Raw genomic sequence first — 11944 nt, 5'->3', positions numbered from 1 at the left:
GCTTCTTTCCAAGGATTTCCATGGCCCCGTATCAATTCATCGATCGTCCGTCTCCGTTCAACACCAGCGGCGGCAAGACCTTGCCGATCTTCGCGGTCACGCCAGCCCATATCGAGCTCGGCGCCATCGATCCGATCGCGCTCGACTGGGCGCGCAAGGCCGGTTTCAAGGCGGAATCCGGCGCCGTCCTGCTGGTGCCGTCCGAGGATGGTCAGCTCGGCGGGGCGCTGTTCGGGCTTGGGGCCAATCCGTCGGACGCGCCGTTCCTCACCGGTAAGCTGGCGCGCACGCTGCCGGCCGGAAAATGGCATGTCGAAACCGCGCCGCTGACCGCCAATCGTCTCGCCCTTGGTTATGGCCTCGGCTCCTACAGCTTCGAGCGCTACAAGGCGGCGATCAAGGAAGCGCCGACGCTGATGATCCCGGCCGATGCGGATGCCGCCGACATCAAGCGCCAGATCGCCGGCGTCTTCCTCGCCCGCGACCTCATCAATACGCCGACCAACGACATGGGGCCGAACGCGCTGGAACAGGCCTTTCGTGCGCTCGGGGAGCACTACAAGGCAACAGTCTCCGTCGTCACCGGCGACGATCTGCTGAAGCAGAATTTCCCGCTGGTCCATACGGTCGGGCGCGCCAGCGCCGAGGCACCACGGCTGCTCGAAATGCGCTGGGGCAAGAAGGGTCACCGCAAGGTGACGCTGGTCGGCAAGGGCGTATGCTTCGATACCGGCGGCCTCGACATCAAGCCGTCGGCCTCCATGCTGCTGATGAAGAAGGACATGGGTGGCGCGGCCAATGTCATGGGCCTCGCGCTGATGATCATGGATGCCAAGCTGAAGGTGGACCTGCGCGTGCTGGTGCCGGTCGTCGAAAATTCGATCTCCGCCAACGCCTTCCGCCCAGGCGACATCTACCGCAGCCGCAAGGGCCTGACGGTGCAGATCGACAATACCGATGCGGAAGGACGGCTGATCCTCGCCGACGCGCTTGCCTATGCGGACGAGGAGGAGACCGATCTCCTGATCGACATGGCGACGCTGACGGGTGCTGCCCGCGTTGCGCTCGGCCCCGACCTGCCGCCGTTCTATACCGACGACGAGGACCTGGCGCATGATCTCAGCGAAGCGAGCCTGACGGTCGACGACCCGATGTGGCGCATGCCGCTGTACAGGGGCTATGAAAAGGACGTCAACGCCCGCATCGCCGACCTCACCAACGCGCCGTCAGGCGGCATGGCCGGCTCGATCACGGCAGCACTTTTCCTGAAGCGCTTCGTCACCAAGGCGAAGAGCTGGGCCCATTTCGACATCTTCGGCTGGACGCCATCGGAGCGCCCGCACTCGCCGGTCGGCGGAGAAGCGCAGGCGATCCGGGCGCTGTATCATCTGATCGCGAAGGGCAGGAAATAGGACGGACTCTATCGTTCCTGTTTGCAAAGACCCTCCCCACAAGGGGGAGGGGCCTTCACCCCACCCGACTACTCGTTGATCAACCGCTTCAGAAGCTCGATCTCGTGGCTGAGCTTGGTGTCGCCGGTGATCAGGTCCTCGATCTTGCGCACGGCGTGCAGCACGGTCGTGTGGTCGCGTCCGCCGAACCGGCGCCCGATTTCCGGGAAGGAGCGCGGCGTCAGCGTCTTGGCCAGATACATGGCGATCTGGCGCGGTTTGACGATGACGCGGGTGCGGCGGTTGGAGACCAGTTCCTGACGCGAGACGTTGTAATGCTTGGCAACGACCCGCTGGATGTCCTCGATGCGCACGCGGCGCGGCTCGCCGGCATTGACCAGATGGCCGAGCAGTTCATCGACGCGCTCGATCGACAGCTGCGGCTCGAAGGAAAGCCGGAACAGCAACTGGTTGAAGGCGCCTTCGAGTTCGCGGCCGCTCGCGGTAATGTTGCGGGCGACGTGGCTCAGGATATTGGCGGGAATATCGAGCGAAGCATCGTCCTGGCGGGCGACGTCGAGGCGGCGCTTGAGGATCTCAAGACGCATCTCGTAATCCGGGCCTTCCATCTCGATGGCGACGCCGCCCTGCAGGCGCGAACGCACCCGCGGATCGAGCGATTCCAGTTCCCACGGCGCGCGGTCGGCGGCAACGACGACCTGCTTGGCGCTGTCGAGCAGCATGTTGAGGAGATGACAGAATTCGTTCTGGATCGACTTGCCCTGCAGGAACTGCATGTCGTCGATAACCAGCAGGTCGATATTGCGCAGCGTTTCCTTGAGCGACAGTGCATCGTTGTCGCGGATTGCGGTCGCAAAGCGCCACATGAAATATTCCGCCGTCAGATAGACGACGCGCGGCGCGCGCGGGCTCTGGATGGCAGCCGTCGCGATCGCCTGCAGCAGATGCGTCTTGCCGAGGCCCACGGTCGAATGGATGAACAGCGGGTTGAAGCGCACGGCGCCGGCACCGGCTTCGGCGATCGTCTTGGCGGCCGCAAGTGCCACCCGGTTCGACGATCCTTCGACGAAGCTTTCGAATGTGTAGCGCTGGTCGAGCGGCGAGCCGAACAGAGGACCAGCCACCGGCTGGGTCTTCTGCAGATTGCCGATGGTCGCGGCGGCATGATGGGCGAGCGTCTGCGCTGTCGACTTGCGCGCCGAGGCGGACGATGCCGTATCGCTGGCATGGCTGATCTGCTGCGCATCGTCCAGAAGGCCGGGACGGGCACTGCGCATGGCGGTGCGAACCAGGATCTCGACCTTGAGAACCTCTGAATCTTCCTGCTGGACGATGCTGGTGATCAGGTCGAGGTAACGGTTGTTGATCCAGGACTTCAGAAACGTCGTCGGCACGGAGAGCCGCACGACACTCTTGGAAACCGAGTGGAGCTTCAGCCGACCGAACCAGCTGGCAAAGACATCCGGGCCGACCTGGGCTTTCAGACGCGCGCTGACCCGTTCGAAAAGCGCGTTCTGCTTCATGTCGCCTTTTTCTCCCGCCGGAGCGTCAGACTTTTGGGCCATCTGACGCGCATTCTCCCCATTCTCGAACACGATCGCCGCTGTCACCGAATTACCAAGCATATTGCCGCCTTCCAATATCATTCCGCGATACCGCCATTGCTGCCGGCATCAACCCTTTATGTTCGTTCCCCGCGGCCCTCGTTCAAGGCATGCCGCCGGGTTCAAACGCTCGCCGTGCCATCGAGGGATCCTCATTTCCCTCTCCGGCCCGGTTTCCGTACAAAGCGTTCGGCTGCCAGCCAAACGCTTGTCCCGCTCGTACGGTTCATTTCCACGGACGCCCGGGCTTCGTCGCCGAAACCCGCGTATCCTGCCTGCTATACTGCCCGGCCTTCCCAACCCTCGTTACAGACGGTCAGGCCGATCCGCCGACAATGCGTCCTCATTCGCATTCCGGCCGATATCCGGCGCCGCATGGCAAAAGCCGTTGCGGCACCCCTGTCGCGTTTCCGGCGGCTCCTGGGGTTCTGCAACCAGAGATCGTAAGGTTTCATTCCGGGCAAGAACCTTGCACGGTTGAAACCATCCAATTCTGATTGATGGAACGTTGTGGAACCACCCCGTCACAGAAGGTTGAAGTGAAATTGCGCCGCCCGTTGAAAGGTGGCCTTTTCATCTTGTCCACAGGTATGTCCCGCGCCTTCTGTGGGAGGCATTTAGGCAGGATCGTGATGCAAGATCAATCGCGAATTTTACGGCTCGCGAGCGGTCGGCCGTTGACTCTCATAGCGTGTCCTGCATGGGCGGAAGCTTGCCTGGAGAGAATCGCTTTTGAATCAAGGGCTTTGATTTTTGAAGCGGAAGTTAGCTGGCGAAAAACAAAAAAAATAAAAATTCTCTTGACTCGCCACACACCTTAACGGGCCTCGGCTTGTGCGCTGCACTTGCCGACATCCTCTGGCAAGTTGTTGATTTTAAATTAAAAAATCTGTCATTGCGATGACATAATCAAAAGCGTCGGGTTAACCATGGGAGGAGCCTGAAGCTTGAATCCGAAAAGCCCGGCCAAAGGACCGGGCTATCGATTAACGAAAAATTAGTGAGCCGGATTAAGCCGACAGAGCATTCACGCGGCTTGCCAGGCGGGACACTTTGCGCGATGCCGTGTTGGCATGGACAACGCCCTTGGTCGCGGCGCGCATCAGTTCCGGCTGGGCAGCCTTCAGGGCTGCCTGGGCCAGTGCCTGGTCGCCGGAAGCGATGGCTTCTTCGACCTTGCGGATGAAGCCACGAACGCGCGAACGGCGGGATTTGTTGACTTCCGTGCGGCGGGCGATTTTGCGGGTCGCTTTTTTCGCCGAAGTTGTATTGGCCATTTGGTGTCTCTCTTCGAAATCTGACAAAAACTCTCTACCGCCGTGCCGGGTCACTGCGACCTGTCGTCCGTGCAAGTAGGGAGCAATATCGGAAAACCTTGGAGCGGCTTTCCAAACTGTGGGCGGCATATAGCCTTAAACAGGTCTCCCGTCAACGCGCTATTTTTGAAAACGTGGCGTGCAGGACTGGGCTGTCGGCTAAGCTATTTCTGGCATTTCGGGCAATAGAAGGTCGAGCGTCCGGCCTGGACGACGCGGGCGACAGTACCGCCGCAACCGGGTGTCCGGCAAGGCTCGCCTTCGCGATCGTAGACAGAAAACGAATGCTGGAAATAGCCGAGCGTCCCATCCGTCTGGATGTGGTCACGCAGCGACGAGCCGCCGGCTGCGATCGCATCGGCGATGACGGCGCGGGTGGCCTCGGTCAGGACAACGAGCGGCTTCTTCGGCTTGCCCTTGGCATCGACCAAGGTGCCCGATGCCCGGAGCGGCGAGAGGCCGGAGCGCCACAGCGCCTCGCAGACATAGATATTGCCAAGCCCGGCAATGTTCTTCTGGTCGAGCAGGGCGGATTTCAGCGGCTGCGCCTTGTTGGCAAAACGGTTGGCGAGATACGCGGCGTCGAGCACATTGCCGGTCGGCTCCTCGCCGAGGTCGCGGAAGAAGGCGTGGCTCGCGAGAGCCTCGCGCCGGGTGACGTCCATGAAGCCGAAACGCCTGGGATCATTATAGATGACGCGGGCGGGTCCCTTCGTGGTTTCCAGGTGAAAGATGACATGGTCATGCTTCTCGTCCTTGCCGCGCGGATGATGGAAGGCGCCGGGCGTTTCGAGGCCTGCACCTTCCTCGACGCGAAATGAGCCGGACATGCCGAGATGGGCGATGATGACGTCGCCACCCTCAAGGTCGATCAGCAGGTACTTGGCCCGCCGGCCGAGCGACAGGATGCGCCGGCCGGAGACCAGCGCCGAGAAATCGGCGGGGAAAGGAAAGCGCAGGTCCGGCCGGCGCAGTTCGGCCCGCACCAGCAGCGAGCCCTCCATGGCCGGAGTCAGACCCCGCCTGACAGTTTCCACCTCGGGAAGTTCCGGCATATCAGTTTCCTTTCCATCGGCCAGATGGCCTGCGCCATTTGGCATTCCCTTCGCCTCGCACATATCCTATAGGAGGGCCAGCTTTCCAGCGGCCGGGCCTGAGAGCGGGCGGGAATGTCGCAGGCCGGGCCTGCCGCAGAGATAGCGTGGATCAGGCGAATTCGCTATGGTCTGCCAGGATGAGATCGAACCGGAGTTTTGTTGATGACAGGTGAGCGGACGTCTGCCGATGGCGGCATGGAAACCTCCTATGGTTTTCGCCAGGTTGGCCAGGGTGAGAAGCAGGCGCTCGTCAACGATGTCTTCCACAAGGTCGCCAAGCGCTACGACATCATGAACGACGTCATGTCCATGGGCCTGCACAGGGCCTGGAAGGATGCGATGATCGCAGCGCTCAATCCGCGCCGATCGGAGGATTACAAGGTTCTCGACGTCGCCGGCGGTACCGGCGATATCGCCTTCCGCATCGTCGAGGCGTCCGGTCGCAAGGCTCATGCGACGGTTCTCGATATCAACGGCTCGATGCTCGCCGTCGGAGCGGAACGCGCCGAGAAGAAGGGTCTTTCGCCCAATCTCACCTTCGTCGAGGCCAATGCCGAGGAACTGCCGTTCGAAGCCAATTCCTTCGATGCCTATACGATCGCCTTCGGCATCCGCAACGTACCGCGCATCGACGTGGCGCTGAGCGAAGCCTACCGCGTGCTCAAGCGCGGCGGCCGCTTGCTGGTGCTGGAATTCTCTGAAGTTCACATGCCGCTGCTCGACAAGGTTTATGACGCCTGGTCGTTCAACGCGATCCCGAAATTCGGCAAGATGGTCACCGGCGACGCGGAACCCTATCAGTATCTGGTGGAATCGATCCGGAAATTCCCCAATCAGCGCGATTTCGCCGCCATGATCACCAAGGCCGGCTTTTCGCGCACGACCTTCACCAATTTTACCGGCGGCATCGCGGCCCTTCATTCCGGCTGGAAGATCTGAAGCATGATGCCCATTCTCGTGAAGCGCCCCCTCGTGAAGCGTCGTGAGGGCCTTGCTCCGCGCCCAGGCAGGGCCCCGCTCCTAGGTAGAATAGCGTGAGCACGCCCGGCGCCTACGCGCGCCTGATCCGGATCGGCTGGGTGCTGGTACGCGAAGGCGTGGTCTCCGCGCTGCCGTCGGAAAACCTGCCGATGCTGCCGCGTGCGGCGCAGTCGATTGCCGGCCTGTTTGCCCGTCGCCGCGCGAAAAACGAAGATCGCAGCGATCGCCTGGCCCGCGCCATCGAGCGTCTCGGGCCGTCCTATGTGAAGATCGGCCAGTTTCTCGCCACCCGACCCGACGTGGTCGGCGCGGAATTCGCAGACGATCTGTCCTTCCTGCAGGATCGCATGGCGACCTTCCCGACCGAGGAGGCGCGCGCCACCGTCGAGGGCTCGCTTGGCCGTCCGGTGTCGGATCTCTATGTCCAGTTCGGCGATCCGATCGCCGCCGCTTCGATCGCCCAGGTTCATCCGGCCATGGTGCTGAAGGACGGGGTCGAGCGACAAGTCGCCGTCAAGGTCATCCGCCCCGGCGTGCGCCAGCGCTTCGCCCATGATCTGGAAGCGATGTTTCTCGTCTCGCGGCTGCAGGAGCGTTTCCTGCCGCACACCCGCCGCCTGCGCCCGGTCGAGGTGACGAAGACGCTGGAACAGACCACCAAGATCGAAATGGACCTGCGCCTGGAGGCTGCTGCCCTCTCCGAACTCGGCGAAAATGCCGCCGATGATCCCGGTTTTCGCGTGCCATCGGTCGATTGGGAGCGCACCGGCCGCGATGTCGTGACGATGGAATGGATCGACGGCACCAAGATGTCTGACGTCGAAGGCCTGTGCCGCGCCGGCCATGATCTCAACGCGCTTGCCGATACGCTGATCCAGTCCTTCCTGCGCCATACGCTGCGCGACGGTTTCTTCCACGCCGACATGCACCAGGGCAATCTCTTCGTCGATCCGAAGGGCATGATCGTCGCCGTCGATTTCGGTATTGTCGGCCGTCTCGGCAAGAAGGAGCGGCGGTTCCTCGCCGAAATCCTCTATGGCTTCATCACGCGCGACTATCGACGCGTTGCCGACGTGCATTTCGAGGCCGGTTACGTGCCGGCCCATCATGATGTCGCGAGCTTCGCCCAGGCGATCCGCGCCATCGGCGAGCCGATCCACGGCCAGCCGGCCGAAACCATTTCCATGGCCAAGCTCCTGACCCTGCTATTCGAGGTCACCCAGTTGTTCGAAATGGAAACGCGGCCGGAACTGGTCATGCTGCAAAAGACCATGGTCGTCGTCGAGGGCGTCGCCCGCACGCTCAATCCACGCTTCAACATGTGGAAGGCGTCGGAACCGGTGGTCGGCGCCTGGATCCGCGACAATCTCGGTCCCAAGCGCATCGTCGGCGACGTGAAGGAAGCTTTTCACGCGGCCGTCAGGCTGGCCGAGGCAGCCCCGGAAATCGCCGCCAAGACCGAAAAATTCTCCCGCGAGATCACCGCCATGGCGGAAAACGGGTTGCGCTTCGATGCCGAAACCGCCGAGGCCATCGGCCGCTCCGAGGCGCGCCACGGCCGGTCGGGGCGGGTTGCTCTCTGGGTCATCGCGCTGGCCTTGGTCGCTATTGCCTGGAAGATGTTCTGACCGGAGCCTCGCCGACGCGAGACTTCGCCGATCCACCAGCCGTCAAATCCTGTTCCCTTTGGAACTTCGCAGCTCTGCGGATTGTGGGATTGTCTGTCTCAAGGATGAGGCGGGCTCATCCAGCCCAATCAAGGAGAGGCGACCATGCGTAACCTGATCATTGCTTCCATCGTTGCCGCTGCCGCGGCTCTTTCTTTCGCAGCTCCGTCCCAGGCCGGCGGTTATTACGGCGGTAATGACGGCTATTACAGCGGCGGCTACGACAATGTCGATCACTACTATGGCCACAAGCGCCACTACAAGAAGCACCACTATGTTGAGAACTGCTGGATCAAGAAGATCCGCAAATACGACTATTACGGCAATCTGGTCGTCAAGCGTATCAGGGTCTGCAACTGATCCGGCATTCCCCGACGCATTCCCTGACGAAAGCCGGCGGCTCTCCCGCCGGTTTTTTCGTTGTTTCAGTACCCACGGAAATGCCGTGGGCAATCCGGAAACATTTTGAAACCGGAAAGCGGAAAGATTACAAAGATTTCATGCCGCCGGACTTCATTAAGGCGCAGTTCCCACCTAGCGCATTCATGAACTGTGCGGCCAGATGACCGCTTTCTGCTGAGAGATGCTTGAGATGGCTGATGCCACCCGTAAAATGAGCCCGGTCGATGCCGTGGAAATCGCGAACCCGCAGCCTGCCATCGCGCCCAAGAGGCGCAGGCGGTCGAAGGCCCGCTGGCTGGTGCCGCTGGTCCTGATCCTTGCCGGCGTGGCCGGGTGGTATGGCTGGACGACCTATGGCAACCAGACCGCGGCGGAAACCGTGGTCACCGAAAATCCCGTGCGCGGCGACATCGAAAACAGCGTCACGGCATCGGGCCTGCTCAGTCCCATCAAGGATGTCGATGTCGGCGCCCAGGTCTCCGGCCAGTTGAAGAGCCTCAAGGTCGAGATCGGCGACAGCGTCAAGCAGGGTCAGTTGATCGCCGAGATCGACAGTGCCTCCATCGAGACCCAGATCGAGATCGCGGAAGCCGAGCTTGCCAATCTGCAGGCGCAGATGATCGACAAGGAAGCACAGGTGGTTCTGTCCAACGCGAACCTCACCCGCCAGCGCGCGCTGGTCGCCAGCAATGGCGCCGCTCAGTCGGCGCTTGACGAGGCGGTCGCCGCCCTTGCCACGGCGGAGGCCAATGTCGATGCACTGAAGGCACAGAACCGCAAGCAGCAGGCGACCCTCAAGGATGCCCGCATCAGTCTCGGCTATACCAAGATCTACGCCCCGATGAGGGGCACCATCGTCGAGACCTCCGCCAAGGAAGGCCAGACGCTGAACGCCAACCAGACGGCGCCGACCATCGTCACCATTGGCGACCTGTCGACCATGACCGTCGAGGCAGAAGTGTCGGAGGCCGATGTCGGCAAGCTCAAGGTCGGGATGAAGGCTTATTTCACCCTGCTCGGCCAACCCGGCAAGCGTTATCCCGGCACTCTACGGCAGATCAAGCCGACGCCGTCCACCGAAAACAATGTCGTGCTCTACTACGCCCTGTTCGACGTGCCCAATCCCGACGGCAACCTGATGATGAACATGACGGCGCAGGTCTTCTTCGTTCAGGCGTCAGCTGAAAACGTGCTCACCATCCCTGCCGCGGCCGTCCGTTTTGACGCTGATGGCACTTCCGGCAACGTCACGGTCGTCACGGCATCGGGCGCCCGCGAAACCCGCGCGGTCGAGACCGGTATCCGCAACCGCGTCCGTGTCGAGATCACCAAAGGGCTAGAGGAAACGGACGCTGTCGTGGTCGGAGCCGGCTCGGCTGGCAAGCCCGCCTCGTCCAGCCGCAACAATTCGCGCCGCGGCATGCCGCCGCCGATGTTCTGAGGATGAGCCGATGACAGCGCTCATTTCGCTCAAGGATATCCGCAAGACCTTCGTCAATGGCGATGTCGCCGTCGAGGTGCTGCGTGGCGTCTCGCTGGATATCCAGCCGGGTGAATTCGTCGCGATCGTCGGCGCATCGGGCTCCGGCAAATCGACGCTGATGAACATTCTCGGCTGTCTGGATACACCGACCGGCGGGCAGTATCTGCTCGAAGGCGAGAATGTTTCGGATCTCGACCCGGATGAACTCGCCGCCCGCCGCCGCCAATTGTTCGGCTTCGTCTTCCAGAGCTACAATCTGGTGCCGACCGCGAGCGCGCAGGAAAATGTCGAGATCCCCGCCATCTATGCCGGCATGCCCGCGCGCGAACGGGAGGAACGCGCCGAAATGCTGCTGCGGTCGCTCAGGCTCGGCGATAGGCTCGATCACCTGCCCAACCAGCTCTCCGGCGGCCAGCAGCAGCGCGTGTCGATTGCCCGCGCGCTGATGAACGGCGGCCAGATCATTCTGGCCGACGAGCCGACCGGTGCGCTCGACAGCCAGAGCGGCAAGGAGGTCATGGCGACCCTGCGCGAGATGAACGAGCGCGGCCATACGGTCATCATTATCACCCATGCGCCGGAACTGGCGGAATCCGCCGATCGCGTCATCGAGATCAGCGACGGCCTGATCGTCGCCGATCGCATTGCCGGCAATGTCAGGCGGATCGGCCGGGCGAAGCCGACACTGCCGGCGAAGGCCGACGGCAAGGCGGCCATCGTCACCGACGTCACTGAAGCGGTGCGCATGTCGTTTAGGGCACTCCGGGCCAATCTCTTCCGCACGATCCTGACCCTGCTCGGCATCGTCATCGGCGTCAGCTCCGTCGTCGCCATGCTGGCGATCGGCACCGGCGCGCAGGATTCGGTGCTGAACCGGATCGCCGCCATGGGGTCCGACCTCCTGGTCGTGCGGCCCAACATGGCCAATTTCCGCGGCGGGGAAGGGGGCAGCATCGTCTCGCTCATTCCGTCCGATGCCGATGCAATCCTGGAGCTGCCGAATATCAGTTTCGCCGTTCCGGAAATGTCGAGCTCGCTGACGGTCCGCGCTGGCAATCTGGATACGCAGACGACGGTCAATGGCACGGTGCCGCAATTCCCCGAGGCGAAGTCCTGGGCCGTGGAGGAGGGTGCTTTCCTCGGCAAGGACGACATGGATGCCTATGCCAGCGTGGCCGTTCTTGGCCGCACGGTCGCCGACACGCTGTTTCCCGATGGAGCCGATCCGCTCGGCCAGTATATCCTGATCAAGAACATTCCGTTCCAGGTGATCGGTGTCATGGCGAAGAAGGGTGCCACCGCCGGCGGCAACGATCAGGACGATACCGTGCTGGTGCCGCTCTCAACGGGCAATCTGCGCCTGTTCGGCGCCCGTAATGTCCGCTCCATCACCGTGCAGGTCAAGGACGACAGCGCCATCAACCTGACCCAGGACCAGATCCAGGCCATGCTCGATGCGCGCCACAAGCGGCAGGATACCCAGATCACCAATCTCGCCGCCATTCGCGAGACCTTCACCGAAACCTCGAACATCCTGAAGATATTCCTGGGTTCGATCGCCGCCATCTCGCTTCTGGTCGGCGGCATCGGGGTCATGAACATCATGCTGGTCTCCGTCACGGAACGGACGCGCGAGATCGGCATCCGCATGGCGACCGGCGCGCGCAGCCGCGATATTCTCACCCAGTTCATCGTCGAGGCACTGGTCGTCTCCGCCCTTGGCGGCCTGATCGGGGTCGGGCTGGGGCTCGGCATCGGCGGCATTGCCAAGGCCTTCGGCATCGCCGTCAGCTTCGCCCCGGGACCGGTCATCCTCGCCTTCGGCAGCGCCTTCCTCACCGGCCTCGTCTTCGGCTACCTGCCGGCCTACAACGCTTCGCGTTTGCAGCCCGCCGTGGCGCTGGCATCGGCGTAATTGGCGGTGTGCAGGAGTTCGTCTTTTGCTGCTTTGCCCGTCACCCTAGCCCTCGCCCTCGCCCTCA

General features: G+C 62.3%; 9 protein-coding genes. 6 read left to right on the top strand and 3 right to left on the bottom strand.

Going from position 1 to position 11944, the window contains the following annotated elements; genetic code table 11:
* The first annotated feature begins 20 nt into the window (after positions 1-20).
* Complete coding sequence (locus VL202_RS21090; protein ID WP_325466019.1) at positions 21-1412, top strand: M17 family metallopeptidase; 1392 nt, start codon at positions 21-23, stop codon at positions 1410-1412.
* A 68-nt stretch (positions 1413-1480) separates the two neighbouring features.
* Here the strand turns inward: VL202_RS21090 and dnaA are convergent, their stop codons facing one another.
* The 3 genes from dnaA to mutM form a co-directional block, all read right to left on the bottom strand.
* Positions 1481-2935: a chromosomal replication initiator protein DnaA gene (gene dnaA, locus VL202_RS21085; RefSeq protein ID WP_414692919.1), complete on the bottom strand. Its 1455-nt coding sequence runs from the start codon at positions 2933-2935 to the stop codon at positions 1481-1483.
* Positions 2936-4026: 1091 nt separating this feature from the next.
* Positions 4027-4293, bottom strand: a complete 267-nt coding sequence (rpsT, locus tag VL202_RS21080) for a 30S ribosomal protein S20 (RefSeq protein WP_325466017.1) — start codon at positions 4291-4293, stop codon at positions 4027-4029.
* A gap of 203 nt (positions 4294-4496) precedes the next feature.
* The gene (mutM, locus tag VL202_RS21075) at positions 4497-5387 is read right to left on the bottom strand and encodes a bifunctional DNA-formamidopyrimidine glycosylase/DNA-(apurinic or apyrimidinic site) lyase (RefSeq protein ID WP_325466016.1); all 891 of its coding nucleotides are present in this window, start codon (positions 5385-5387) and stop codon (positions 4497-4499) included.
* A 204-nt stretch (positions 5388-5591) separates the two neighbouring features.
* Here mutM and ubiE point away from each other — a divergent pair, with 204 nt between their 5' ends.
* The 5 genes from ubiE to VL202_RS21050 all read left to right on the top strand — a co-directional run bounded on the left by ubiE (position 5592) and on the right by VL202_RS21050 (position 11877).
* A complete protein-coding gene (gene ubiE, locus VL202_RS21070) occupies positions 5592-6368 on the top strand; it encodes a bifunctional demethylmenaquinone methyltransferase/2-methoxy-6-polyprenyl-1,4-benzoquinol methylase UbiE (protein ID WP_325466015.1) in 777 nt (258 codons plus the stop codon).
* Between the two features lie 95 nt (positions 6369-6463).
* Complete coding sequence (gene ubiB, locus VL202_RS21065; protein ID WP_325466014.1) at positions 6464-8038, top strand: 2-polyprenylphenol 6-hydroxylase; 1575 nt, start codon at positions 6464-6466, stop codon at positions 8036-8038.
* Between the two features lie 144 nt (positions 8039-8182).
* Positions 8183-8437, top strand: coding sequence for a hypothetical protein (locus VL202_RS21060; protein ID WP_325466013.1), 255 nt, complete (start codon positions 8183-8185; stop codon positions 8435-8437).
* A gap of 223 nt (positions 8438-8660) precedes the next feature.
* Positions 8661-9920: an efflux RND transporter periplasmic adaptor subunit gene (locus VL202_RS21055; protein WP_414692917.1), complete on the top strand. Its 1260-nt coding sequence runs from the start codon at positions 8661-8663 to the stop codon at positions 9918-9920.
* Positions 9921-9930: 10 nt separating this feature from the next.
* Positions 9931-11877: a MacB family efflux pump subunit gene (locus tag VL202_RS21050; protein WP_325466012.1), complete on the top strand. Its 1947-nt coding sequence runs from the start codon at positions 9931-9933 to the stop codon at positions 11875-11877.
* Positions 11878-11944 lie beyond the last annotated feature (67 nt).

The sequence above is a fragment of the Pararhizobium sp. genome (genome assembly GCF_035497515.1).
GTDB lineage: Bacteria > Pseudomonadota > Alphaproteobacteria > Rhizobiales > Rhizobiaceae > Pararhizobium.
This window is presented reverse-complemented; position numbering and strand designations above follow the sequence as displayed.